The following is a 26,568-nucleotide window of genomic DNA, read 5'->3' as shown; positions in this document are numbered from 1 at the left end:
TAATATGCTGACCTTCTGGGTAGCGAAATGCTGGACACTAATACCCAAGGTCTCGTTTTACTAAACCTGAAATAGACTGATTGCGAGACAAGGCATTAATTTTCTCTGATACCTGATTAACGGTTTCAGGAATCATTGTCATGCCTGAAATATGAGGAGTGACATAAACATCAGGGTGAGACCAGAAAGGATGCGTAGACGGCAAAGGCTCTACGGTGAAAGCATCCAACAAGGCCCCCATTAATTTCTTGTCATTCAACGCCATCAATAAATCGTCATCCACCACATGACCACCGCGCGCCATATTAATTAAATAAGCGTCAGGTAGAAGTTGATCCAAGGTGTGCTGATTAAGAATGCCTTGCGTGTCATCGGTTAACGGTAGCACGTTAATCAGTATCCGCGTGTGAGATAAAAACTGGCTTAATTCCGATTTACCACTGTAGGTCTGTACCCCGTCAATCTGCCGTGGCGTTCGGGTCCAGACATGCAAAGGATAGCCCAATGCCAACAGTGCATTCACCACATGCTGCCCGATCACCCCCATCCCCATCACGCCAATAGGATACTGCTCACGATAAATCGGTGCTTGTTTTTGCCATTGTTTAGCGACTTTGGCTTGCTCGTAAGGGACAAAACGCTGCGTCGCCTGCAACACCCCATACACTGCATATTCAGCCATCTGGTAGGCCATTCCCGCATCTTCTAAACGGTAAATAGGAAGCTGCTCTGGAAAATCGCTTAATCGTAATGCATCCACCCCTGCGCCCAGATTGAATACCGCTTTCAGTGAGGTCTCAACCTGAAAAAGCGCTAAAGAAGGCTGCCAGACCACCGCGTAATCAGCACCCTGACAGTCGCTATGTGCGTTCCACGCTAATAGCGTCCACGACGGATTACGCTTACGAAAAGCCTCAACCCACTTGTGATTACTATCCTCTGTTCCCGCCGCCACAATCACTTTAGGCATGACTCTTCCTTAGCGCTTCGCTTTTGACAATGAGCCCAAAATACCGCGTACCAACTTGGTCGCCCCCCGTCGTGCTTCGGCCTTGATCACGGACTGAAGCAAGCCGTCTTTCTTTCCACCGCGAGGCCCAGTTGATCCAAAAATAAAGTCACTCAGCATCCCACCCAAACCACCAGCCGACGATTCATCTTGCTCCGCCAGCTCAGCGGTTTCGGCGGCTCTTTTTGTTAACACCTCGTAAGTCGACTCTCGATCTATGGCGGCATCGTATTTAAGACCCAAATTAGAAGCGGCACGAATCTGTCGTTTCTCGTCCTCGGTAGCCGGTCCGATACGACTGCCCGGAGCGTACATCCAAGACTGCTGTGTCATTTCAGGAATGCCTTTTTCATTAAGCATTGAAATCAACGCCTCACCCACCCCTAAGTGGCTAATGGCTGCTTCAATATCTAGGTCTGGATTAGGGCGCATCGTTTGCGCCGCTGTCTTCACAGCCCGTTGATCACGCGGCGTGTAGGCACGTAAAGCATGCTGAATGCGATGACCTAGCTGCCCTAGAACCGTTTCAGGTATATCCATCGGGCTTTGCGTAACGAAGTAAATACCAACACCTTTAGAGCGGATGAGCCTTACCACCTGCTCTACCTGTTCGATAAGGGGCTTAGGGGCGTCATTAAACAACAAATGGGCTTCATCAAAGAAAAAGACAAATTTTGGCTGTGCCAAGTCCCCTACTTCAGGCAGGCGCTGATAAAGCTCAGCCAGCATCCACAGTAAAAAAACAGAGTACAACTTTGGGGACTGCACCAACTTATCGGCGGCCAACACATTGATGATGCCTTTGCCCGATGAGTCGGTGCGTATCCAATCCGCTATATCCAGCGCAGGCTCGCCAAAAAAGGCTTCTGCCCCTTCGGCTTCTAAGCGAAGTAAAGCTCGCTGAATGGCCCCAACCGACGCTGGCGAAACATTACCATAGCGTCCCCGTAGCTCGGTCGCACGCGAGCCAACGTGCTCAAGCATCGCTCTCAAATCCTTGAGATCAAGAATCAACTGCCCTTCATCGTCAGCCAATTTAAAGACAATGTTCAACACCCCTTCCTGTGTAGGGTTGAGCTCTAGCATTCGTGCTAATAATAGGGGGCCCATGTCAGATACCGTGGCACGAACTGGATGCCCCTGATCTCCGAACACATCCCAGAACACCACAGGGTTAGCGCCAAACTCGGGCTCTGGTAGCCCCAAATCCTGCAGCCTAGCGCTTAACTTAGGGTTGCGAAGCGCCGCTTGTGAGATTCCGCTTAAGTCGCCTTTAACATCGGCAACGAATACCGCCGTACCTAAACGGGAGAAGGATTCCGCCAATAGCTGTAAACTAACGGTTTTACCGGTTCCCGTGGCACCGGTTATGCAACCGTGTCGATTCGCCATCTTGGGTAACAACACAACTTCAGACTGTTGTCCACGAGCAATTTTTAATGTGTCTGACATACTGGGCCCCACGTATTAAAATGACCAATAATAAGGTGTATAACCCTGAGCCCGAAGTGTAGTTCAGACTAACTTCTGCGCACAGGCTAAAATACCAAGCAAAACGTATACTGAGTAACCTTTAAAATTTGGTAAGAGTTTATGGCCGGACATAGTAAATGGGCGAATATTCAACATCGCAAAGGGCGTCAAGACGCTAAGCGTGGAAAGCTCTGGACAAAAATCATCCGAGAAATCACTGTCGCAGCTCGCGAAGCTGGCCCTGATCCCGATGCCAACCCTCGATTACGCTTGGCATGCGAAAAAGCCACCGCTGCCAACATGCCCAAGGATAACGTTAATCGAGCTATTCAGCGCGGTGCTGGCGAATCCGATGGTGCAAACTTTGAAGAAATTCGCTTCGAAGGCTACGGCGTAGGCGGCGCTGCTGTCATTGTTGACTGCATGACCGACAATCGTCAGCGTACTGTCTCGGACGTACGACACGCCTTCTCGAAAAACGGCGGCAATCTGGGCATTGACGGTTCTGTAGTTTTCCAGTTCCAGCACTGTGGCCAATTCATATTTGCGCCGGGTTCATCGGAAGAGAAAGTTATGGAGATCGGCCTAGAAGCCGGTGCCGACGATATCATCACAGACGAAGAGGGCCTCATCGAGGTGGTCTGTCTTCCCACTCACTACGGCGACCTGAACAAGGCCTTTGCTGACGCAAATTTAGTGCCCGAAGTACACGGCGTCGTGATGAAAGCACTCAATGAAACCGAGCTTGAAGGCGATGACGCCATCACCATGCAAAAAATGCTGGATGCGCTCGAAAGTCTCGACGATGTGCAAGAGGTCTTTACCACTGCCGTCATGGACGAAACCGAATAACAACTCTCTATGGATCGCAAAGGGCTATTAAGCCCACGCACTACAACTTATGAAGCTACTCGTCATCGGCGGCGGCGGCCGTGAACATGCGCTCGCTTGGCGCTTATCCCAGTCACAACGGGTAAATACCGTATTTGTTGCACCGGGCAACGGCGGTACCGCCACAACCCCCCGATTGAAAAACGTTGAATTAACCGACGTTAATGACTTGGTCGACTTTGCTCGTTCCGAGAACATAGCCTTTGCTGTCGTGGGCCCAGAGGCTCCGCTTGCAGCAGGAGTGGTCGATGCTTTCAAAGCGGCAGGCCTACGCATTTTTGGTGCGACACAAGCTGCTGCTCAGTTAGAAAGCTCTAAAGATTACGCTAAAGCCTTTATGCAGCGTAATCACATCCCCACTGCCAACTACGCCACATTTACCGACCCTGAACTCGCTAAACAGTACATACGCGAGCAAGGCGCCCCCATCGTCGTTAAAGCGGATGGTCTGGCGGCGGGTAAAGGCGTTATCGTCGCCATGAACGAGCAAGAGGCGCTCGACGCTGTCGACGACATGCTTGGCGATGGGCGTTTTGGTGCTGCCGGTGCTCGAGTGGTCATCGAAGAGTTTTTAACAGGCGAAGAAGCCAGCTTTATCGTCATGTGCGATGGCATCAACGTACTACCTTTAGCCACTAGCCAAGACCATAAACGTTTAAAAAATGGTGATGAAGGACCGAATACAGGCGGTATGGGTGCCTACTCTCCTGCCCCGATTGTTTCCCCCACCTTACACAATCGCATTATGCGCGAAGCCATTCTGCCTACAACGCAAGGCATGGCTAAAGAAGGTATTCCCTTCTCGGGCTTTTTGTATGCTGGCCTGATGATCGGTGATGGCCCCGATAACAGTCGCAGTATTAAAGTACTTGAATACAACTGTCGCCTTGGCGACCCCGAAGCCCAGCCCATCATGATGCGGATTAAAAGCGATTTAAGCGCCGTGTTCGAACTGGCGATTGCCGGCAAACTGAATGAAGCCGATATCGAATGGGACCGCCGTACGGCTCTGGGTGTGGTCATGGCCGCTGCTGATTACCCTGAGAACCCGCGCTCAGGCGATCTCATCCAGCCACTTCCCGAAGACGCCGAAAACTGCATGGTGTTTCATGCGGGCACTACACTAAAAGACAATCAGCTCTACACGTCTGGCGGACGCGTATTATGCGTAACGGCCTTAGGTGAGTCCATACGTCGTGCGCAAGAAAAAGCCTACGCGGCAACCACCAAAATACAATTTGAAGGCAAGCAATTCCGCACCGATATTGGTTGGCGCGCCATTCCTAATTCCGATGCCTCGTAATTCAAGGAGTCACTCCCTGGCATGACAACGACTATTACCGACGTTCACGACTATTTTCTTGATTTGCAGCAGCGTATCGTCGCTCGTCTCGAATTGGCTGATGGGCAAAAATTCCAGACTGACCAATGGGATCGCGACGAAGGCGGCGGCGGTGTCTCACGCTATCTCGAAGAAGGCAATGTGTTTGAGCGAGCTGCGGTTCTTTTTAGCCATGTGAAGGGAAAGAAGCTGCCTCCGTCGGCCAGCGCTCAGCGTCCAGAGTTAGCGGGCAGACCTTGGGAAGCGATGGGTGTTTCACTGGTCATCCACCCTCGTAACCCACATATTCCAACCACTCACATGAACGTGCGCCTATTCGTTGCGCACCCGCACAACGAGGGTGATGAGCCGGTTTTTTGGTTCGGTGGTGGGTTGGACTTAACGCCCTACTATCCCTACCTGGATGACGCCAAACATTTTCACCAACAATGTGCTGATGCGTTAGCGCCATTCGGTGCTGAAAAATACCCCAAGTACAAAAAGTGGTGTGATGACTATTTCTTCCTTAAACACCGTAACGAAACGCGGGGGATAGGCGGTATCTTCTTTGACGACGTGAATGTAGAAGGTTTCGAACAAAGCTTTGCGATGGTGAAATCAGTAGGAGATCACTTCGTTAAAGCGTATATGCCAATCGTCGAACAACGACGCCATACAAAATATGGTGAACGCGAACGCGATTTTCAGGCGTATCGTCGCGGGCGCTACGTTGAGTTCAATCTGGTGTTTGATCGAGGCACCCTGTTTGGGCTGCAGTCTGGCGGGCGGACCGAATCCATTCTATTATCGATGCCTCCTATTGTGCGCTGGCGCTATCAGTGGGAGCCAGAGGCCGGATCGCCCGAAGCCCGTTTGGCTGATTTCTTAACACCACGCGAATGGCTTTAGAACGCATAGGTCTGTTGGGCGGTAGTTTCGATCCGGTGCATACCGCCCACATTAAGCTAGCACTTCATGCCGTCGACGCACTGCAGCTAGACCAACTGCAGTTAATACCCGCGGCAAACCCATGGCAACGTGCTCCGCTTGCCGCTACGGCGCAACATCGAGTCGAATTATTAACCTTAGCCTGCGCCGAGCACCCCGCACTACACATTAATACAAGCGAAATCGAACGGGGCGGTGCCACCTATACCATCGATACCGTCAATGAACTTCGCTCAGGCCCCGTATACTATTGGATAATAGGGTCAGATCAACTACAAAACTTCTGCTCATGGCGCGACTGGCAAAAAATCGTTCAGCAAGTTGAGCTTGCTGTAGCGCAGCGACCGGGAAGCGACGTACAGGCTCCTACTCCCTTAACCCAACAACTATTGGGCTTGGGCAAAAGCTTGCATCGCCTACACTTTCCTCCTACTGAAATTTCTGCCACCGACATCCGCAACCGTCTACAACACGGGGCCAGCACTGAAGGACTGCTTGATCCAAAAATCAAGCAATACATTCTTCAGCACGGCCTTTACAAAACTGCTTAACGGCTTAAAACCACATGAATATAGAATCTTTACAACGCCTTGTGATCGACGCTTTAGAAGATGTCAAAGCACAAGACATCCGTGTTTTTGATACCACCCACCTAACGGGTTTGTTCGATCGGGTCGTCATTACAAGCGGCACGTCCAACCGCCAAACACGCGCTCTGGCCAACAGTGTGATTGAAAGCGCGAAGAAAAACCAAGTACAGGTTTTAGCGCATGAAGGCGAAGACACGGGCGAGTGGGTACTGATCGATTTGGGCGATATTGTTATTCACTGCATGCAACCCACTATTCGCCAGTATTACAACCTCGAAGAGCTTTGGGGCGACAGACCGGTTAAGGTCGATTTACTTCCCGAATCGACACTGCCGCTTGTGGGCGATACCTTTAGCCACGACCAAGAAGACGACTAAGCCTCTCTGCCCACGCCTCATCATTACGAGACAAGGGGGCGTGAACTGTCTACGCCTTCCTGCATAGCTTATGAAAATTTATATTGTTGCTGTAGGCCATCGCATGCCCGATTGGGTGACCCAAGCATGGAATGATTATGTACGCCGGATGCCTTCTGACTACAGCATCGAACTCAAAGAAATTAAACCTGAAGCGCGTAATACAGGCAAAACGCCTCAACAATTAATGATGGCAGAGGCTAAACGCATCGACGCCGCCATACCCGCCCAGACTTGGCGTATTGCCTTAGACGAGCGGGGGCGCGATCTCAGTACCGTGCAACTGCGAGACCAGCTTCAATCTTGGCGTGATCAGTCTGTCGATATTGCACTGATCATTGGCGGCCCCGACGGCTTAGATCCTAGTTTTAAGCGTGATTGCCAACAACAAATACGCATTTCCTCGTTAACCTTGCCCCACCCAATGGTTCGCGTTCTATTGGTAGAGCAGCTATACCGTGCATGGTCAATGTTAACGGGGCATCCCTATCATCGTAGTTAACAGGAGTCTTCATGTCTAAACGTCGTACGAAAATTGTTGCCACATTGGGGCCAGCGTCAGAAAGCGCCGCTGTTATTGAGCAATTAATTCTTGCCGGCATGGACGTCGCCCGTTTGAACTTCTCACATGGAACGGCTGACGATCACCGAAAAAAAGCCGCTCTTGTACGGCAGATTGCCGAAAAACATCAACGCTATGTCGCCCTCATGGGTGACTTACAGGGTCCGAAAATTCGCATCGCTCGTTTTGTTAACCAACGCGTGAACCTCGAAGTCGGCCAATCGTTTGTGTTATCTAATGAACACGCCGCCGATCAAGGCAATGCAGAGATTGTCGGTATTGATTACCCCCCATTGGTACACGATTGCGCTCCAGACGATGAGTTGCTCTTAGACGACGGTAAAATCATTTTGCGCGTACGTGAGGTCAAAGGTGAGTCCGTTCACACAACGGTTATCACCGGGGGCGAGCTTTCCGACCACAAAGGCATTAATCGTCGCGGGGGTGGTATTTCTGCTCCCAGCCTTACCGACAAAGACCGAGAAGACATCAAGCTTGCAGCCGAGCTTGATGTGGATTACATCGCCGTGTCGTTTCCACGCTATGGCAGCGATATGGAACAAGCCAAAGCCCTTATTCAACAAGCAGGCAGCAATGCTTGGGTGATTGCAAAAATCGAACGAGCTGAAGCCGTCGCAGACGACGCGGCATTGGATAACATCATCACAGCCAGCGATGGGGTCATGGTCGCGCGTGGGGACTTAGGCGTTGAGATCGGCGACGCCCGTCTGGTTGGCATACAAAAACGTATTATTCAACACGCTCGAACGCTAAACAAAGTCGTCATTACTGCCACGCAAATGATGGAATCTATGGTGTCCAGCCCTATTCCTACCCGTGCAGAAGTGTCCGACGTAGCGAATGCGGTATTGGACTACACCGATGCCGTCATGCTTTCTGCAGAAAGTGCTGCGGGCTCGTTTCCAGTAGAAGCTGTATCCGCTATGGCTCGCATCTGTGTCGGCGCAGAGCAAGAGCCTGTGACCACTACTTCTCAACACCGACTCGGCGAACGTTTTGATCGGTGTGATGACACGATCGCGCTTTCAGCCATGTACGCGGCTAACCACTTCCCCGGCATTAAGGCCATTATCAGCCTTACCGAAAGTGGCCGCACACCGCTGATCATGTCCCGTATTCGTTCGGGTGTCCCTATCTTTTGCTTCACACGCCATGCTCACACCTTGAATCGCGCAGCGATGTTCAGAGGCGTTTACAGCTTGCCTTTTGACGCCTTAGCTTTTGAGCACTCTGCAATTAGCGATGCCGCTATTGAGTTGTTAAAGCAGCACAACGTCGTCAAAAGCGGCGATTGGATCATTCTGACCAAAGGCGATTTGCACGCTGATAGCGGTGGCACCAACGGCATGAAAATTTTAACCGTGAAGTAAAATCGATGCTTAGCCTTCCTTTACTCTTGGCCTCTGCTAGTCCTCGTCGTCACGAACTGCTAAAGCAGATTGGTATCAACCATACTGTGGTGCACGTGCCAGCCCCACCCGGCGAGGATGAGCCTCAAGAAGAAGGGGAAACAGCGATTTCCTACGTAACGCGCACCGCCGCAGAAAAGGCCGTGCAAGCGCAACATTATCTTCTTACGCAGCAAATAGACACTGAGTATGCATTATTGTGCGCAGACACAACCGTAGAGCTAAACAGCGCTATCCTTTCTAAACCCAGCGATTTGAACGACGCTAGCCGCATGCTGCGCCTGCTTTCTGATCAGACCCATCACGTGCACACGGCCGTAGTATTGATAGCAAAAGGTCACCGCTACAGTGCGTTATCAAGTAGTCAAGTCACAATGAAAGCCTTAAGCAACGTAGAGATAGCGCGTTACTGCGAGTCCGGTGAGCCCTTAGGCAAAGCCGGTGCTTATGGCATTCAAGGTCAAGCTGCTGCCTTTATCCGTCACCTTGAAGGAAGCTATAGCGGTGTAATGGGTTTACCTCTGCATGAAACCTACGACCTCTTTGTTCAGTCAGGACTTATAGAAACATAAAAAAGCCCCAGAGCGCTTTAACAAAAAAGCCAGTCTGGGGCGATATGTTGCAACCGAAGGGCTTAACAAAAGCCCTCTACCTCTGTCTTAGAAACCAAATAACGGCTGCATCTCTGAGCCTGCAAGTACCGCAAACTCGTCGACGGACATGGTTTTTCCGTTTAAACGAACTTGCTTGCTTTGGCTGTCATACTGAAAATCGACCATAGCCGTATTGTTTTCATAAGTAATTAACTGCTTATGACGGAGATCTTGTACTTTCTCATCAAAGATCATTTCAACCATAGACGACAAAAAGCCTGCCTCACTGCCTAAAATCGCCGTGACCATATCACGGGGAATACTGGCAGACACCGCTAAACTTTTTACGATTTCTTCAGTCGAGGTTTGCGTGTTTTCCGCCCCTTGAAGTACCGTTTGAACTTCTATTTTTGATTCTCCACCGCTGTTACGCCATATAAACGGCTCGATTCCAAGCTCTGGGTTTTTCACCAATAACTTATGTAACAACGGTTCCAAGATTTCAACGTTTTCTTCTGCTTGCGAGGACAGCGCACTGATTTCTTTCAACACCGTATTATCAATATTTTTTGCATACGTACCCAGCTCGAAACTACCAAAGCTTTGCGTGTCAATTCGCGCATCGGCTATGCGGTAATTTAGACTCACATCAACCATTTCATTACGCTGACGCCCTTCTCCGCTTAATATCACCTGGCTCAAGTTAACGTCTGCGCCTAGAGCTGAATGGATAACAATACTTTCAATATCAGCAACGTATTCGTTATTGACTTCATCATTCGTTTCGGCGCTTTTGCCCTCAAAACGAATGTTATTGATGTTTACGCTGTCTTCGCTATTGACGTTCTTGAACGACACGAGCGGCAACGTACCTTGAGCAACATGATTTGCAATATTCTCTTCAAAGTCGAAATGAACCATGGTCTTCGCGACGTCAACTGAAAAGGCGTCGTTACTCAGACTGACTGGTGCTAACACCATCTCTGACGCTACGCCGCCCCCAAAGCGATAGACCGTTTCGGCTGTTAAAGGTATTTGACCATTAGCCCCCTCAAACCATACCTTAGAGCCCTCGTTTTCCAACAGCTCAGTTTGGCTGTAACTTAACATGGGACTGAGCTTTCCGGCCCCTATCGCCGCAACTGGCAAAGGTCCATGATAATAAGTGTCTTTAAACTGTAAATTGATCGTGTCATCAGCCAGCTTCATTTCAAACTGATATATCGCTTCAGACTTAAACACTTCTCGCTCAAAACTAAGAATGCTAAGACGTGCGTAATCATCGGAGCTTTCAGTGTGAATTTGCTCATGTAGCTTCGTGTTAACGATAGCGACCTGATCACGTACCACCGCTTCAGTTTGGCCACCCACATAAGCCGTTGCTGCAACATAGCCCAGACCTAGGACAGCTACAGCTCCTAACACTACGATCTTTTTATTCATAAATAACCTTAAAGAGGCACATTAACCAACAGACACCGACAAACCGATGGCTGTCTTTTATTAAAAACCAGATACTTCGTTAACGATAAAGCCTGACTAGACTTCAGTGTGTAGGTTTGGCAGTCAATGCCTTAATAATCTGAGACACATCCGACTGGCCTAAGCCCTGTTGAGTGGCCAATCGATAAAGTTGCTGCGCGCAATGACTGACTGGCATTGCTGTATTATTACTTTGGGCTAAGTGCGCCACCGCATCTAAATCTTTAAGCATGGTAGCAACCGTCGCCGTTACCGAAACACCTTCTGCTGCTGTCATTCTTGGCACAAAAAGCTGCAACAATACGGAATCGGCCCAGCCACCAGCTAACGCTTCACTAAGCAAACTGGCTTCGACGCCGTCGTCAGACGCCAAACGTATTGCTTCGGCTATCACCGCAATGGTTGAGGCCACAATCGCTTGATTGCAAAGCTTAGTCGTTTGGCCTGCACCATTTAGCCCCATCAGCGTCACGCGCTGCGCATACGACATGAGGTAGGGACGCACGGTTTCGATATCGGTGATATCGCCGCCCGCCATGATGGCTAGGGTACCGTTCTCGGCACCACCTGTTCCGCCTGACACAGGTGCGTCTACCCACGACGCACCCGTTTTTTCTTTTAACCGTAGCGCATACTCTTTAGTAATCGCTGGAGGAATAGAAGCATGATCCACAAATAGCTTCATCGCCCCCTCTTCATGACTTAGACCATGGGGGCCAAAAACCAGCTCTTCTACCGCCTTGGCATCGTAAACGCACGCAAAAACCACCTCGCACTCGGCGGCCAGCTGCGCTGGGCTTGCTGCCACCTTCGCCCCCTGCTCTTCCAATACACGAGTTTTTTCTACGCTACGATTCCACACCGTAAGGGAATGCCCGCTGTCTAGCAATCGCTGTGCCATACGCGAGCCCATCAAACCTAAACCACAAAAACCAATACGCATAGCAATAGGTTGAACCTTGTTATTAAAGGTGTTTTAAAGAGAAATTGTATTCTGCATCGGGCTGCGCTAAAGGGACGTGCCCTTTAACGGCTTAAGGATTCAACTTTCTTGATAACTCGCGGGGCAATGGGAACGATACATTTTCTTCCACGCCATCCAGAGTACGGACTGAAATGGCGCCTAACTCTTTCAAACGAGCGATCACTTGCGACACGAGCTCTTCCGGCGCAGAGGCGCCTGCCGTAACCCCCACTCGGCTACCTGCCTTTAACCAGTCAGCCTGAATCATGTCAGGATCGTCTAATAAATAAGCATCGGCCCCTTTACGTTCAGCCACTTCACGCAAGCGATTCGAGTTAGAACTATTCGTGCTTCCCACTACTAGCACCACATCGCACTGTGGAGCCATCACTTTCACAGCATCTTGTCGATTTTGAGTGGCATAACAAATATCACTTTTCTTTGGTTCGGTGATATTAGGGAAACGATCGCGTAAGGCTTGCGCAACTTGAGCCGCATCATCCACCGATAGCGTGGTTTGCGTCACAAAAGACAAGTTATCCGGATCTTTCACAGATAAAGCCTGCACATCTTCGGGGGTCTCGACCAAATACATTCCCACCTCAGACTGACCCAACGTTCCCTCTACCTCGGGGTGGCCTTTGTGCCCAATCATGATGATTTCACGACCGGCTTTTCGCATACGCGCGACTTCCACGTGCACCTTCGTTACGAGTGGGCAAGTGGCATCAAAAATCTTCAGTCCACGCTCTTGCGCTTCCGCTCTGATCTGTAGCGATACTCCGTGCGCTGAAAACACCACAATAGCGCCTTCGGGAGCTTGTTCAAGCTCATCGATAAAAATGGCCCCTTTCGCCTTTAAGTCTTCAACCACATAGCGGTTGTGCACAATTTCGTGGCGTACATAGATCGGTTTCCCATGTAGCTCAATGGCTCGTTCTACTATGTCAATGGCGCGATCCACGCCCGCACAGAACCCACGAGGTTGGGCCAATATCACTTCTAAACCGGATTCTGTGGAAGTCGATGTCGTCATAAAATTCCCAAAATTTTCACATCTAAACGGATGTCTGCCCCAGCTAAGGGGTGATTAAAGTCAAACAACGCGGCATCCGCGCTTAACTGTTTTAAAACGCCAGAGTATCGGGAGCCATTACGCGCACTGAACTCAACCATATCACCTGGATTGAAGCTTTCATCTTTTGCCGTATTTTCACGCAACATGTCATGACTAACCCATTGCAACAAAGCGGGGTTACGTTCACCGTAAGCTTGCTCTGGAGGGAGATCCGCATGCAATGTCGCGCCCTCTGGTTCGCCCAACAACACGCTCTCAAGACCCGTAGCCCATTGCCCCGCACCCATTTGCAAGGTAGCAGGTCGTCCATCAAAGGTATTAATAAAAAGCGTTCCCGCCGCAGGCCCCGACATAATTTGTATGCAATAGTGCAATGTTAAGTAGGAATCCTCACGGACAATTAAGGGATTTTCATCTGAGAGCGCGGTCAAAATCTGCCATCCTGTGTCATCAATATATAGACTTCATTTTAGTGCTTCTTATGCTTTCTAACAGTAAATTCCTAAATAATTTGCGGCCTCGAGAACGCCTGCTTAAGCACGGTGCGGAATCATTAGCTGACGAAGAGCTTCTGGCAATCGTACTGCGTACCGGTACAGCGCAACATCACGTCATTAACTTAGCAAAAAACGTATTAGCCCATTTCAAAGGCTTTAGGGGCTTACTGGCCGCTGATGCCAACCAGCTACAAGGTATTAATGGCATAGGCCAAGCTAAAAGCTGCGAACTACTCGCCATTAGTGAAATCACTCGCCGAGCGCTAAAAGAAGATTTGGTGCAAGGCGCAATGATGAACCAACCTCAGAAAGTCAAACTGTATTGTATCTCGCGTTTGGGACATTTGAAGGTTGAGCACTGCATTGCCCTATACCTTGATAACCAACTACGGCTAATCAACTGCCAAGAGCTATCAAAGGGCACGATTAACCAAGCCTCTGTTTACCCACGAGAGCTAGTGAAAGCGGCCCTAACGCATCACGCCACGGCGGTCATACTGGCACACAACCATCCATCGGGGGTCCGAGAACCCAGTCAAGCCGACTTACATTTGACCCAGCACATTAAACAAGCGCTTCAACTTGTTGATATTCGCTTGCTTGATCACCTCATCATCACGGCCAATCATGCCACCTCGTTGGCCGAACGCTCTCAAGTGTAGCGACGTTGAGTTCTTCTCTCTAAAACAACAGTCGAAGTAAAAAAGCCCCCTCTGGCTGAAAGAAGCCGCCTATTACTTTGAAAAATATAAAGGCAATGGTAGAATCTCTCGATTTACTGGATACGTGGCAGATCGTTTTCTTTTGATATCTGTTGGCGGTCCTACTATGAACGACAGGAAAACCATCATGAAAGAAGGCATCCACCCAGAGTACCGCGAAGTGGTGTTCTTGGATCAACAAACGGGTAATTCCTTCATTACCCGTTCGACGCTCCACACGCGCGATACCATCGAAAAAGACGGTAAAACATACCCTCTTTTCAAATGTGACGTAACGTCCGAGTCACATCCGTTTTACACCGGCGCACAAACCCGCATCGTTGAAACAGGCCGTGTTGAGAAATTCCGCGCCCGTTTTGCTCGTACTGCAGGTACACGCAAAAGCAGCTAATCGCTTTTCGTAATAAAAAAAGCAGCCTTGGCTGCTTTTTTTTCGTCTATCGTATCTGTCGCGTCCCTACAGCTATAATCATAAATCCTTCTCAACATTAGTACTTGTCTGTGTCGATATCCCAGAATCTTTCTACGCCTGCACGCCTAACGACTCCAGGCGCAGCTAAACTGCCGCGCAGCTTACTGTTGCTGGTAGGGTTAATCTATATATTTTCAGGATTACTCTTCAGAGACCCCTGGAAGACAGACGACGTCGTCGGCTTAGCTGCCATGCTAACCGCCTTAAATCACGATGGCGGCATCGCCTTATTACTACCTCAAGTGGGTAGCTTGGCCTATGCCGAGAACGGCCCCCTCGTCACGTGGGTAGGCGTACTATGCATCACCCTATTTAGCCCTGTTTTTGCACTATTCACCTCAGACATAAACGCGACAATTCTCGCCTCTCGCATCCCTAACCTTGTTTGGTTTGGCATGCTTACCTACTGCATTTGGTATGGTACGTTCAAGCTGGCACGGCTTCCCGAAGCACAACCTTTGCCCTTACCTTTTGGTGGAGAGCCCTCGCCAACCGACTACGGTAGGATGCTCGCCGACGCCGCATTGCTCTTTATTATTGCTACGCTTGGCATCATGTGGCGTATGCATGAAAGCTCTGAAGTACCTGCCATCATCGCTTTTCAAGCCCTCGCTTTCTTTGCTGCGGCTCGCTTGCCTGCCAAACCCGCCTCTAGCTCTATCCTTCTAGGTCTTGCCCTTGGCTGCGCCCTACTCACGCGCGGATGGGTGGGTGGGCTGCCCATCATACTAGGCATTGTGGCCCTGTTAAGCGTGAAATCTGTCTATCGAGACGAAATAAAATGGTTTGCGATGACAGCCATCGTCGCTATTGCCGTTTTCTTATTCTGGTGGCTACCTGCAAAACGCTTTAGTCTGTTTTGGACACACAACTGGGTACTCTGGAACCTTAGCTCGTATGCATGGCCGTCCCTCTCTAATACAGCTAAAACGCTGCGCGACTTGCTTTGGTTCGTTTGGCCCACGTGGCCACTCGCGCTAATCGCCTTGTGGAACTGGCGCCAATGGTTACGTGCTCCACACATGCTGTTACCCACCGTTTTACTGGGTGCTGCATTACTTTCGCTGATGGTCCACTCGGCCCCTTTCGAGCCAGAGTATGCCTTATTGGCTGTGCCGTGTGCGGTACTCGCCGCTTTTGCACTGCCCACCTTGCGTCGAGGCGTGATTAACACGCTAGACTGGTTTGCTGTGATGTGTTTTTCACTCACCGCCGCAACGGTGTGGCTAGGATGGATCGCCCAACAAACGGGGTGGCCGCCCAAAATCGCACACAGCATTGCTAGACAAACCACGGGCTACGAAGTTTTTGTTTCGATTCCTGCACTTAGCATTGCGATTGCCGGTTCATTAAGCTGGGTTTTATTAGTTATTTGGCGCACTCGTCGCCACCCACCCGGCCTTTGGCGCGGCACAGTATTATCGGCTGGCGGTTTACTGACCACATGGTTGTTATTGGTAACACTATGGCTTCCCGCATTGGATTACGCTCGTAGCTACCGAGGCGTTTCAAACGAACTCAACACGGTGTTAACCGAACATCGTAACGCCCGTGAGTGCATACGAGGCCTAGGGGTAGGTATTGGGCAGCGAGCTTCGTTCTATGTATTCAACCACATTGATCTGATTTTTGATCATCGCTGCCCACTGGTCTTGCAACAACTAAATGCCAAGGAAGTCGAAAGCGGGCTACACCCTGTACCCGCTACTACTACCGAGCTATGGTCTGGACGCCGCGGAGGGGATCGCAACGAAATGTTCCGACTCTTGCGTAACAACCCCTGACGTGTCCAAAGGGTTACCGTCGATGCTACAAAGCGCCTTTCACGCGCAATGTGACATGCATCGGTAACCACTGTGCCCAAACATCTTCATTCTCGCTAAGAAACTGACGCGCCGCTTCCTCTGCATTAATAGACGAGGCTTGCATTGCTTTTAAGGTGTTAGCCATCAAGTCGGGCTCAATCCGCACATTCGCAAAAAATGCACTGAGCTGTGGAGTCTGCTCTGAAAACCGAGTATTCAAACCCGTAAATACGGCGTGCTCTGGGTAGGCAAGCGGGTCTTCACTGCAATTGGCGTCAGCCCCACACCCGCCAATCAACTCGTCGTCAGCTTGCGCTTGCTCGACGGCTTCTTTAACAGCGTCGGGAGCAAAAGATCCGCCACCCCCTAGGTACAATTCGCCTAAACGCTTAACCTGTCCACTGGACTCAGCTTCTTGCCACGGCGCAGAAACACTGCTGAGCCAAACTTCCGAGTGCACATCGACATCCCCTTGCTCTAGCGCTTTCACCCCGTCAAGCACCTCGGCACTTTGAACCTCTGTTGAGCATCCGTAACCTTGTTCAATAATAAAACGCTCAACCTCTAATAAAAGACGATTACTATCCCAGTCCATTGCCACAAAACGCACAGGTCGATCAATCTCACAAACAGCAGTGGCTTCTACCGCTGCAACATTGGATAAGGTCAATATCCCAGCCAACCCTACTGCCAACTGAGCGGCCACTTTGCGTTTTAAAGATTGACTGAACCCACGATGTTGAAACGCAGCCACTCCGGTTATGGGCATGCTTAACTCCTTAAGACTGATTCTTTGAAACAGCATCCACACTCAACATATCGCCATGCGCCGATGCCATTGACGACCCAAACAAAAAGGTCACAGTCAGTTTAGTGGTTCTCGTGCACTAAAACAAACTGCGACCTATTACGTTTTGAAAGCAAAACTTAAGCGTATGACGATATATCTCTAACCTTACACGACATGCTTACTGTGGATTAGTATAAATATAATCACGACGCCACGGGTAAGCCGACGGGTCAGATGGCGCAAGCTCGTCGCTTTTACCGTCGGGTGAACGCTGTGCCAGCACTTGATGCAACGCAATCCAACCATGTTCAAAACTCATTGCGCATCCTGCTAAATACACCCGATAAGCCCGTAGCGACTTTTGCCCCTGCTCTCCGGGTAACGTCACCTTCGCTTCGTTTAACTTCGCCTCTAAGGCATCGCTCCACGCCCACAATGTTCGAGCGTAATGAGGACGCAAGTTTTCACTGTCCACATCTTCCAGACCACCTTCAGCTAAATGCCGTAATACGTGACTGATATGCGTCAACTCGCCACCAGGGAAAATATACTTTTCAATGAAATCCCCCATTCCTGCCCCTAATTGACTATGGTCGACTCCACCCGAGGTAATACCATGATTTAAAACCAGCCCATTTGGTTTTAGCAAATGACGTAAGGTATTAAAGTAGCTGGATAATTGCGCACGCCCTACGTGCTCAAACATTCCCACCGAGGCAATTTTATCGAAAGGTTGGCCCGTATCTAATTTACGATAATCGAGTAACTGCATACGAACGCGGCTTGTTAAGCCCTTCGCTTCGATCAGTTGAGTTACATAGGCATGCTGGTTTTTGGATAGCGTAATCCCCGTCGCATCTACACCATAATGCTCTGCGGCCCATAACAATAACCCTCCCCAACCAGCACCCACATCCAAGAAACGCTCGCCGCTTTGCAAGCGCAATTTACGACAAATATGATCAAGCTTTGCTTCTTGAGCCTCTGCCAAGGTGTAATAATTCTCTTTATAGTATGCGCAAGAATAGACGCGTCTAGGATCTAACCACAGCTTATAAAAGTCGTCTGACAGATCGTAATGAAACTCGATTTGTTTAGCATCGCGTTCGACAGAATGCCGCCAGATCGAACGCAGCTTATAAATAAGGCTGGTGAAAGCGCCAGCACGCATCTGGTTCATCGGCGAATCAGGCAATATGGCTGCAGCCACCTCCATAAGATCGCGAACCGACCCGTCAAAATCGAAGGTACCCTCAACATACGCTTCCCCAAGACTTCCCACTTGGCCCGCTGCCAAATGCGCCAACGTCGCGTTATCGCTAATACGAACGGCTAATTGGGCATCCTGAGGCCCAATCATTTCGCCACTGGGTAACGACACACTGACCTTGATAGGCAAATCTGCCAGTTTAGACTCAACCATCGCTGTAATAGAACTCAAACCCGCCTCCCTGAGAATCACTAAAGAATGCGTTCCGCTCTACTGCATAGCGTCAAGCCACCAGCCTATGATGGCTTCACATGCTAAGATTGTCCGCGGCTGCTCATACAGCGATTAATTTATCACTTTCACGCCTGTTTTGCTAAAGCCCCCACCTGACCTACGGTTGTTTCCCACCCACTCCCCACCTTTTCACATGCAACCCTCTCACGAACGTTCGTCACTAACCGGTTTTCCCTCTTGGCTTGTGCTAATGGGATTACTTACCGCGTTAGGGCCTTTAGCTATCGACATGTACCTGCCTGCCTTTCCTGCCATGGCAAGCAGTTTAAATACAGACTTGGGAAGCATAGAACGCACCTTAGCCAGTTATTTGTTGGGGCTTTCGTGTGCTCAACTTATCTACGGCCCTGTAGCGGATCGTTTTGGTAGGAAAAAGCCTCTTTTGTTTGGCTTGGCATTATTCACGATAGCCTCGTTAGGGTGTGCCCTCAGTACCGATATCCACCATTTAACCGGGTGGCGGATATTACAAGCATTTGGGGGTGCCGCGGGAATGGTGATCACTCGGGCGGTAATACGTGACAACTTTGATACCCGAGACGCAGCCAAAGCCTTATCCATGTTGATGTTAGTGATGGGGGTTACACCGATACTAGCCCCTATCTTGGGCGCGCAATTACTTCGGTTTAGCAGTTGGCACGCGAGCTTTATTTTTATGTGTCTTGTGGGCGTGGCGCTGTTCATCGCCACATGGCGCTCAATGCGCGAAACACTAGACCCAAACAACATCATCCCTTTGCGCTTAACGGTGATTGCAAAGAATTACTACGAGTTAAGCCACCATCGCCGATTCCTCTTTTATTCTCTGGCGGCTGCCTTTGGCTCTGCGGGCATGTTCGCCTATATTGCCGGTTCGGCTCGTGTATTCATCAGCATTTATGACGTAGACCCCTCTTATTTCGGCTTACTTTTTGGCCTAAATGCCGCATCACTCATTGCCGCTTCACAATTTAGCGCTCGGCTACTTAACCGCTTTACGCCGGATAGGCTACTAAGATGGGCCCAAAGCTCACAACTATTTTTCATCGCCACGGCCTTACTACTAACAGTCACACAGCAGCTTGGTCTGATCTCGTTAATGATCTGCTTGATGGGCTTTATGGCATGCCAAGGCTTTATAGGGCCTAACTCAGCAGCCCTAGCACTGGGCGAGCAAGGTCACCGCTTAGGCGCAGCGTCGGCCTTAATGGGTACAATACAAATGTTATGTGGTGCGCTAGCTGGGCTAGCAGTCAGTGCTTGGCACTCGGCAACACCCTTACCGCTTACCGCGGTTTTAGCGGGTTGCGCCACACTATCGTGGCTTGCAAGCCGCACCGCCGAAACTAAAAGCCGTTAATACTTGATTAGGCGCCGTTTTTCATATTAGAATAGTCTGCTTTACGAACAATTAATTTCGGTTTCTTTGATTGTAGTAATAGCTTTCTGTGCAGGTAACAGCGGTAACAACAATTGTGCGGATCAACGTCTTGTTAATCCATAACACTCTCTGTCAGCGCCAGTTATTACGGGCAGCTACTACTATAACCACGAACCACGAGCTTAAACCGCCTAGTATTAATTACTATAGTTGATTGGCTGTGTGCGGTAGCCGAACTAGACTCTCAAGGGGTATAACCATGGCACGCGTATGCCGAGTTACAGGAAAAGGCCCAATGGTGGGCAACAACGTTTCGCACGCTAACAACAAAACAAAGCGTCGTTTTCTTCCTAATCTTCAATCTCGTCGATTCTGGGTTGAAAGCGAAAACCGCTGGGTTCGTCTGCGTGTTTCCACACAAGCTTTACGTTTAATCGACAAAAACGGTATCGACTCCGTATTGGCCGACTTACGTGCACGCGGCGAACGCGTTTAAGCGTCTCCCAGCACTAACCTAATACAAGGAGCACATCATGGCTAAAGGTATACGCGAGAAAATCAAACTCGAGTCTTCCGCTGGTACTGGTCATTTCTACACAACGACCAAAAACAAGCGCAATACGCCTGAAAAAATGGTGATCAAAAAATTTGATCCCGTCGTCCGCAAGCACGTAGAGTACAAAGAAACACGTCTTAAATAAAAGATGTGTTCTCGGTGCAGCGCTTTTATCTGCCCGTACCCAACGAGCTGCCTACGGCACCAAAGCCCTGCTTCTAATGCAGGGCTTTTTTTTGCCAAGCTAAAAGCACTCGTGCCCTACAGCACGACACACATTACGTCCATATCAGGCACTCAAGACTGGCTATTGCAGCCTATAATGTGCCGATTCGCCTTCACTTTTTTTGGTCACTAATCTCATGCAGGAACGTTATAGTCACACCGAAGTAGAGCAAAATGCGCAACAAAACTGGCAAGAGCGTGATGTCTATCGCGTAAGCGAAGACGCTACCCAAGCCGACGGCTCGCCCAAACCCAAGTTTTATGCTTGCTCCATGCTGCCTTACCCAAGCGGTAAGCTACATATGGGGCACGTGCGCAATTACACCATCAACGACATGATGGCCCGCCAGCTTCGAATGCGTGGCTACAACGTATTGATGCCAATGGGCTGGGACGCCTTCGGCATGCCGGCTGAAAACGCAGCCATGAAATCCAACGTACCTCCTGCTAAGTGGACGTACGACAATATTGCCTACATGAAAAAGCAAATGCAGGCGATGGGCTTAGCCATAGACTGGTCCCGTGAAATGTGTGCGTGCGACCCCGAGTATTACAAGTGGAATCAATGGATTTTCTTGAAAATGCTTGAGAAAGGCGTGGCTTATCGTAAAACACAGGTCGTCAATTGGGATCCCGTCGATCAAACCGTACTGGCTAACGAGCAAGTGATTGATGGTCGCGGATGGCGTTCAGGCGCTGAGGTTGAAAAACGCGAAATCCCAGGCTACTACTTACGTATCACCGATTATGCTGAAGAGTTGCTTGATCACGTCAAGCACAAGCTACCCGGATGGCCTGAACGCGTACGCCTGATGCAAGAGAACTGGATTGGCAAAAGTGAAGGGGTGCGTTTTGCTTTCACTCATGACATTCGCGACGATCAAAACCAGCTTATACAAGATGGTCACATGTATGTGTTTACAACACGTGCCGACACCATCATGGGGGTTAGCTTTTGCGCAGTGGCTCCCGAGCACCCCTTGGCCACTCATGCAGCCAGATCAAACCCCGAACTGCAAACCTTTATTAATCACTGCAAGTTAGGCGGCACCTCAGAGGCCGATCTAGCCCATCGTGAAAAAGAAGGTATGCCTACAGGTCTGACCGTTACGCACCCATTAAGTGGCGAGGAAATCCCCGTCTGGGTGGGTAACTATGTCCTTATGACTTACGGCGACGGCGCCGTCATGGGCGTACCCGCACACGACGAGCGTGATTTCGAATTCGCCTTAAAATACTCACTGCCCATTAAACAGGTTATCGGGGTAGAAGGTCGAGACTACTCCTTAACCGAGTGGTCCGATTGGTATGGCGACAAGCAAATTGGTCGTACCATCAACTCAGGCAAATACGATAATCTACGCGTTTCCGAAGCCGTCGATGCCATCGCTGACGACTTAACACGTAAAGGCCTAGGCGAAAAGAAAATCACCTACCGTTTACGTGACTGGGGCATCTCGCGCCAACGCTATTGGGGCACACCTATTCCCATCATTCACTGCGATGACTGTGGCCCTGTGCCCGTGCCTGAATCCGATCTTCCGGTAGTGCTTCCTGAACATCTCATCCCCGATGGCAGTGGCAACCCCTTGAACAAAGACGCGGACTTCTTGAACTGCAAATGCCCGTCGTGCGGCAACGACGCTAAGCGCGAAACCGACACCATGGATACCTTCGTAGATTCATCTTGGTACTTCATGCGCTATGCCTCAGCAGGCAATGACCAAGCCATGGTCGACGCCCGAAACGATTACTGGATGCCAATGGACCAGTACATCGGTGGTATCGAACACGCCGTTATGCACCTGCTGTACGCCCGTTTCTGGACCAAAGTTATGCGAGACATGGACTTGCTTAATTTTGACGAGCCCTTTACACGCTTGCTGTGCCAGGGCATGGTGCTCAATCACATTTATTCGCGTCGTACCGCAAACGGCGGTATCGAATACTTCTGGCCAGACGAAGTCGAAAACGTATTCGACAGCAAAGGCAACATCGTCGGTGCCAAATTGAAAGCAGACGGGTCTGACATTAGCTATGACGGCATTGGCACCATGTCTAAATCCAAAAACAATGGCGTAGACCCCCAAGAGCTGATTGACTCAATGGGTGCCGACACCGCTCGCCTCTTTGTGATGTTCGCCAGTCCGCCCGAGCAAACTCTAGAATGGGCTGATTCGGGAGTCGATGGTGCCAATCGTTTCCTACGTAGGCTGTGGAACTTTAGCCGCGGGCAACAAGCTACCATTAAAGCCGGTTTAGCTACCCCCATAGATGCCGCTACCTTAAGTAGTGCAGCAAAGTCTTTGCGCCTTGAAGTGCATGGCCTTCTAAAACAAGCCGACTACGACTATCAACGTATTCAATACAATACCGTCGTTTCTGGTTGTATGAAAATGCTGAATACACTAGAGAGCGCCAAGCTAGAAGCCACCCCTGCCGACAACGCGGCACTGGCCGAAACAACGTCTATTTTAATTCGTGTCCTCTATCCCGTCGTACCGCACCTGTGCTGGCAACTATGGAACGAGCTCGGTTATGCTGAACAATACGGCGACCTGCTGGATACCGCATGGCCCATCGTTGATGATGCTGCTCTCATCGCTGATGAAATCGAATTAAGTCTGCAGGTTAATGGTAAGCTTCGAGGCACAATTAGCGTGGCCTATGATGCCGAAAAAGCGGACATTGAAAAGCAGGCCACCTCGCATAGCGCCGTACTTAAATTTCTTGAAGGTCGCGAACCCAAGCGTATTATTGTGGTTCCTGGTCGTTTAGTTAACGTTGTAGGATAGTACTTATTATGCACGCTCCCCGTTCATGGCTACGCTCATTCACCCAGCTGCGCTGGCTATGGATGGGGTCTGCGCTCTGCTTAATTATTATGCTAAGTGCTTGTGGTTTTCGTCTTAAAGGACCGCAGCCACTTCCCTTCGACACCCTCTACACTAACTTCTCAGATAACTCCTTATTCGGAGCTCAACTGCGTCGTGTACTGATTGCCAGCTCACCCAGTTTACGATTCGTTGAACGTGATCAAAACCCAGAGGCTCAGCTTATTCAGCTCAGCAATCAACGTTTGACTCGTGAACTTTCCATTGACCCCCAAGGCCATGTTGAAGAGTACGAACTGACTGTTGCCATACGTTTTCAATTACTGGATGCCGCAGGCAATATATTGCTTCCTCCGACGTTGCTTCAAACCGTACGGGAAGTTCCGCACGACCCGAGTGCCGTACAAGCTAAGCAGGGCGAAATGGCCACCTTATTTTTAGCCATGGAGCAATCTCTAATCGATCGTCTCGTACGCCGATTAAGCTCACCGGATGTCGAAGAGAACTTCAACTCGCCAACGTCCATTCCTAGTACCGAGTTTGAGCTTTACAACGACCTGGAAGAGCGCCCAGAGACCCTTCCGTTTCCTTTTGATGCCGTTAACCCCTCTCTAAACCGTACCCAGTAATATGTCGTGTACAGTGGATGCCGACGGATTAATTCAACAACTACGTAGCAGCGATCACCTTGCTCAGTGCTTTGTGGTGTGTGGCGACGAAATATTACTGCAAACTGAAAGCGTTGATGCCATACGTCGCGCCGCTCGAGAGCACAACCACACAGAGCGGCATTCTTTTCATTTCGATGGTCGCTCGGATTGGGCTCCCGTGTTTCATGCCACGCAAAGTGTGTCACTCTTTGGTGATAAACACACCATTGAAGTGTCTCTACCCGCTGGAAAACCGGGCAAAGCCGGTGGTGACGCCCTACTTCGCATCGCCAAACTGATTGAAAATAACGAGGCCCCCGACTCGCTGTTTATCCTTCAGCTACCACGCCTTGATCGCGCCACGCGCAATAGCAAGTGGGCTCAAGCCATTGAGCGTGTCGCTGTATGGGTAGACGTTCCAACCATCGAACGCGGCGCTTTAGCAAACTGGCTAAACGCTCGCCTACTGAAACAACAGCAGCAAGCAGGCCGTGAAACGCTTGAGTGGCTGTGTGAGAAAGTCGAGGGTAACTTACTTGCGGCCTACCAAGAGGTGGCCAAACTCGCGCTGCTTTATCCCAAAGGCGAATTAAGTCTTGAAGACGTTCAACGCGCTGTATTAGATGTAGCACGCTACAATGTCTTTGACCTACGCGACGCAATGCTGGAAGGGAATGCTAAGCGCGCATTGACCATTCTGCGAGGCTTAGAAGGAGAAGGCGAAGCCCTACCCTTAGTGCTCTGGGCGGTGGGCGATGAAGTACGCTTATTAGCTCGCCTTGCTCAAACACAAAGCTCGGGTCAAGACCTCGGGGCAGAACTGCGTAAACATCGCGTATTTGGTAAACGCGAACAACTACTGCGCCAGACTCTACAACGTGTGCCTGCTAAAAATTGGCCCCCAGCATTACAGCATGCTCAAGATATCGATCGTATTATCAAAGGATTACGGCCAAAAAATCGCCTTAACGATGCATGGGAAGAAACCGCAAGGTTAATTCTACGCGTCGCGCTAGCTGGCCGCACACGCCCTCGTTCCTGATACCCATCCATATGCTTTATAGTAGTATGGATAACTCTACTTTATTATTGTCATTATTATGTCTGAAGCCTCTACTACTGCTGATGAAAGCAAGCTCAGTCTGGCTGAGTATATGGTTCAAACAGGCCAAAAGGCTCGCTCTGCTGCCCGTTTGATGCGCAATGCCTCAGGGCGTGAAAAAGCGTTGGCGCTGCATGCCATGGCCGACCTACTTATTGAGCAAAAAACCTCACTTCAAGAGGAAAATGCTAAAGATTTGGTCGCCGCCCGCGAGCGCGGCATAGAAGCCGCATTACTTGACCGTCTTACCTTATCGGATCGCGCCCTTGAGCTCATGGCCACAGGACTGCGGCAAATTGCTGAGATGCCCGATCCCGTCGGAACGCTTGGCCCCAGCACATTGCGCCCAAATGGTATGCAAATTGCTCAAATGCGAGTCCCTTTAGGCGTAATCGGCATTATTTACGAATCTAGACCTAACGTCACCATTGACGCCGCCGCCTTATGTTTAAAATCGGGCAATGCCACATTGCTACGTGGCGGCAGTGAAGCCTTTCATTCAAATCTGGCATTAGGAAAGATCATCAGCGCAGGGCTACAAGCGGCAGGCCTACCAAAAACAGCTGTGCAGGTCATTGACACCACTGACCGCGCCGCAGTTGGCCACTTAGTAACCATGACCGATTATGTCGATGTCATTGTTCCTCGCGGCGGTAAGGGGTTAATCGAACGGCTTAGCGCAGAGGCTACCGTTCCGCTTATTAAGCACTTGGATGGCAACTGCCACCTCTATATTGATGCTGCGGCCGATGTGGAAAAAGCGCATCGCATTGCCATTAATGCAAAAACCTACCGTTATGGTATTTGCGGGACCATGGAAACGCTATTGGTACATACTGACATTGCTCCTTCGGTATTGCCAGAGCTTGCGCAAGCCCTTATTGACAAAGGGGTAGAGCTCCGAGTTTGCGAGCGTAGCGCTACGCTTATCAGCAAGTCTACGCCTGCAACCGAAAGCGATTGGGAAACAGAGTTTTTAGCCCCCATTCTGGCTATTCGTATCGTAGACAATATTGATCAAGCTATTGAACACATTAGCCAATACAGCTCAGAGCACACCGAGTCCATCGTTACCGAGAACCTCAGTGCAGCCAGACGCTTTCAGCGCGAGGTCGACTCAAGCTCGGTCTATGTGAATTTGCCCACCTGTTTTGCTGACGGTTTTGAGTATGGCTTAGGCGCTGAAATCGGTATCTCTACAAACCGCCTGCATGCCCGAGGGCCCGTAGGGCTTGATGGATTAACGACCTATAAATGGGTATTAACCGGTGACGGACAACTTCGAGGCTAAAGC

Annotated in this window: 26 protein-coding genes; 18 read left to right on the top strand and 8 right to left on the bottom strand. The window is 50.1% G+C overall.

Going from position 1 to position 26,568, the window contains the following annotated elements; genetic code table 11:
- Positions 1-37: 37 nt before the first annotated feature.
- Positions 38-970, bottom strand: coding sequence for a 2-hydroxyacid dehydrogenase (locus AC2UZI_RS05975; RefSeq protein WP_486942895.1), 933 nt, complete (start codon positions 968-970; stop codon positions 38-40).
- A 9-nt stretch (positions 971-979) separates the two neighbouring features.
- Complete coding sequence (locus AC2UZI_RS05970) at positions 980-2,461, bottom strand: helicase HerA-like domain-containing protein (RefSeq protein WP_486942894.1); 1,482 nt, start codon at positions 2,459-2,461, stop codon at positions 980-982.
- Positions 2,462-2,602: 141 nt separating this feature from the next.
- Here AC2UZI_RS05970 and AC2UZI_RS05965 point away from each other — a divergent pair, with 141 nt between their 5' ends.
- The 8 genes from AC2UZI_RS05965 (at position 2,603) to AC2UZI_RS05930 (ending at position 9,212) form a co-directional block, all read left to right on the top strand.
- Positions 2,603-3,334 carry a YebC/PmpR family DNA-binding transcriptional regulator gene (locus tag AC2UZI_RS05965; protein ID WP_486942893.1) on the top strand — a complete coding sequence of 244 codons (732 nt, stop codon included), beginning with the start codon at positions 2,603-2,605 and terminating at the stop codon, positions 3,332-3,334.
- A 49-nt stretch (positions 3,335-3,383) separates the two neighbouring features.
- The gene (gene purD / locus AC2UZI_RS05960) at positions 3,384-4,676 is read left to right on the top strand and encodes a phosphoribosylamine--glycine ligase (RefSeq protein ID WP_486942892.1); all 1,293 of its coding nucleotides are present in this window, start codon (positions 3,384-3,386) and stop codon (positions 4,674-4,676) included.
- A 21-nt stretch (positions 4,677-4,697) separates the two neighbouring features.
- Positions 4,698-5,603, top strand: coding sequence for an oxygen-dependent coproporphyrinogen oxidase (gene hemF, locus AC2UZI_RS05955; protein WP_486942891.1), 906 nt, complete (start codon positions 4,698-4,700; stop codon positions 5,601-5,603).
- On the top strand, positions 5,594-6,193 hold the full coding sequence (gene nadD, locus AC2UZI_RS05950) for a nicotinate (nicotinamide) nucleotide adenylyltransferase (RefSeq protein ID WP_486942890.1): 600 nt from the start codon (positions 5,594-5,596) through the stop codon (positions 6,191-6,193). The genes hemF and nadD overlap by 10 nt, the downstream gene beginning before the upstream one ends.
- A gap of 14 nt (positions 6,194-6,207) precedes the next feature.
- Positions 6,208-6,609 (top strand): ribosome silencing factor, encoded by a 402-nt coding sequence (rsfS, locus tag AC2UZI_RS05945; RefSeq protein WP_486942889.1) that lies wholly within the window; start codon positions 6,208-6,210, stop codon positions 6,607-6,609.
- A gap of 70 nt (positions 6,610-6,679) precedes the next feature.
- Positions 6,680-7,150: a 23S rRNA (pseudouridine(1915)-N(3))-methyltransferase RlmH gene (gene rlmH / locus AC2UZI_RS05940; RefSeq protein ID WP_486942888.1), complete on the top strand. Its 471-nt coding sequence runs from the start codon at positions 6,680-6,682 to the stop codon at positions 7,148-7,150.
- Between the two features lie 11 nt (positions 7,151-7,161).
- Positions 7,162-8,601, top strand: coding sequence for a pyruvate kinase (gene pyk, locus AC2UZI_RS05935; protein ID WP_486942887.1), 1,440 nt, complete (start codon positions 7,162-7,164; stop codon positions 8,599-8,601).
- A gap of 5 nt (positions 8,602-8,606) precedes the next feature.
- Positions 8,607-9,212 carry a Maf family protein gene (locus AC2UZI_RS05930; protein WP_486942886.1) on the top strand — a complete coding sequence of 202 codons (606 nt, stop codon included), beginning with the start codon at positions 8,607-8,609 and terminating at the stop codon, positions 9,210-9,212.
- Between the two features lie 87 nt (positions 9,213-9,299).
- On the opposite strand, the gene AC2UZI_RS05925 is transcribed toward AC2UZI_RS05930, so the two are convergent.
- The 4 genes from AC2UZI_RS05925 to AC2UZI_RS05910 form a co-directional block, all read right to left on the bottom strand.
- Complete coding sequence (locus AC2UZI_RS05925; RefSeq protein WP_486942885.1) at positions 9,300-10,676, bottom strand: YdgA family protein; 1,377 nt, start codon at positions 10,674-10,676, stop codon at positions 9,300-9,302.
- A gap of 103 nt (positions 10,677-10,779) precedes the next feature.
- Entirely contained in the window at positions 10,780-11,658 is an 879-nt protein-coding gene (locus AC2UZI_RS05920; RefSeq protein WP_486942884.1) for an NAD(P)-dependent oxidoreductase, read from the bottom strand.
- A gap of 91 nt (positions 11,659-11,749) precedes the next feature.
- Positions 11,750-12,715 (bottom strand): 4-hydroxy-3-methylbut-2-enyl diphosphate reductase, encoded by a 966-nt coding sequence (ispH, locus tag AC2UZI_RS05915; RefSeq protein ID WP_486942883.1) that lies wholly within the window; start codon positions 12,713-12,715, stop codon positions 11,750-11,752.
- Positions 12,712-13,188, bottom strand: coding sequence for an FKBP-type peptidyl-prolyl cis-trans isomerase (locus AC2UZI_RS05910; RefSeq protein ID WP_486942882.1), 477 nt, complete (start codon positions 13,186-13,188; stop codon positions 12,712-12,714). Before AC2UZI_RS05910 ends, ispH begins: the two co-directional genes overlap by 4 nt.
- Positions 13,189-13,238: 50 nt before the next feature.
- Between AC2UZI_RS05910 and radC the strand changes: the two genes are divergently transcribed.
- The 3 genes from radC to AC2UZI_RS05895 all read left to right on the top strand — a co-directional run bounded on the left by radC (position 13,239) and on the right by AC2UZI_RS05895 (position 16,232).
- Positions 13,239-13,916: a RadC family protein gene (radC, locus tag AC2UZI_RS05905; protein ID WP_486942881.1), complete on the top strand. Its 678-nt coding sequence runs from the start codon at positions 13,239-13,241 to the stop codon at positions 13,914-13,916.
- Between the two features lie 187 nt (positions 13,917-14,103).
- Entirely contained in the window at positions 14,104-14,367 is a 264-nt protein-coding gene (locus AC2UZI_RS05900; protein WP_486943726.1) for a type B 50S ribosomal protein L31, read from the top strand.
- Between the two features lie 110 nt (positions 14,368-14,477).
- Complete coding sequence (locus tag AC2UZI_RS05895) at positions 14,478-16,232, top strand: glycosyltransferase family protein (protein ID WP_486942880.1); 1,755 nt, start codon at positions 14,478-14,480, stop codon at positions 16,230-16,232.
- Positions 16,233-16,257: 25 nt separating this feature from the next.
- Here the strand turns inward: AC2UZI_RS05895 and AC2UZI_RS05890 are convergent, their stop codons facing one another.
- Entirely contained in the window at positions 16,258-17,022 is a 765-nt protein-coding gene (locus AC2UZI_RS05890; RefSeq protein ID WP_486942879.1) for a glycine betaine ABC transporter substrate-binding protein, read from the bottom strand.
- Positions 17,023-17,221: 199 nt separating this feature from the next.
- Positions 17,222-18,484, bottom strand: coding sequence for a class I SAM-dependent methyltransferase (locus AC2UZI_RS05885; protein ID WP_486942878.1), 1,263 nt, complete (start codon positions 18,482-18,484; stop codon positions 17,222-17,224).
- Positions 18,485-18,737: 253 nt separating this feature from the next.
- Between AC2UZI_RS05885 and AC2UZI_RS05880 the strand changes: the two genes are divergently transcribed.
- From AC2UZI_RS05880 to AC2UZI_RS05850, 7 genes are all read left to right on the top strand, one after another.
- Positions 18,738-19,886 carry a Bcr/CflA family multidrug efflux MFS transporter gene (locus AC2UZI_RS05880; protein ID WP_486942877.1) on the top strand — a complete coding sequence of 383 codons (1,149 nt, stop codon included), beginning with the start codon at positions 18,738-18,740 and terminating at the stop codon, positions 19,884-19,886.
- Positions 19,887-20,166: 280 nt separating this feature from the next.
- Entirely contained in the window at positions 20,167-20,403 is a 237-nt protein-coding gene (gene rpmB / locus AC2UZI_RS05875) for a 50S ribosomal protein L28 (RefSeq protein WP_486942876.1), read from the top strand.
- Between the two features lie 37 nt (positions 20,404-20,440).
- Positions 20,441-20,608 (top strand): 50S ribosomal protein L33, encoded by a 168-nt coding sequence (rpmG, locus tag AC2UZI_RS05870; protein WP_166407741.1) that lies wholly within the window; start codon positions 20,441-20,443, stop codon positions 20,606-20,608.
- A 217-nt stretch (positions 20,609-20,825) separates the two neighbouring features.
- Positions 20,826-23,483 carry a leucine--tRNA ligase gene (gene leuS / locus AC2UZI_RS05865; RefSeq protein WP_486942875.1) on the top strand — a complete coding sequence of 886 codons (2,658 nt, stop codon included), beginning with the start codon at positions 20,826-20,828 and terminating at the stop codon, positions 23,481-23,483.
- An 8-nt stretch (positions 23,484-23,491) separates the two neighbouring features.
- The gene (locus AC2UZI_RS05860) at positions 23,492-24,151 is read left to right on the top strand and encodes an LPS-assembly lipoprotein LptE (RefSeq protein ID WP_486942874.1); all 660 of its coding nucleotides are present in this window, start codon (positions 23,492-23,494) and stop codon (positions 24,149-24,151) included.
- Between the two features lies 1 nt (position 24,152).
- Entirely contained in the window at positions 24,153-25,214 is a 1,062-nt protein-coding gene (holA, locus tag AC2UZI_RS05855; protein ID WP_486942873.1) for a DNA polymerase III subunit delta, read from the top strand.
- Positions 25,215-25,326: 112 nt separating this feature from the next.
- Entirely contained in the window at positions 25,327-26,565 is a 1,239-nt protein-coding gene (locus AC2UZI_RS05850) for a glutamate-5-semialdehyde dehydrogenase (RefSeq protein WP_486943725.1), read from the top strand.
- Positions 26,566-26,568 lie beyond the last annotated feature (3 nt).

The organism is Paenalcaligenes sp. DL 463 (assembly GCF_057475185.1).
This window is presented reverse-complemented; position numbering and strand designations above follow the sequence as displayed.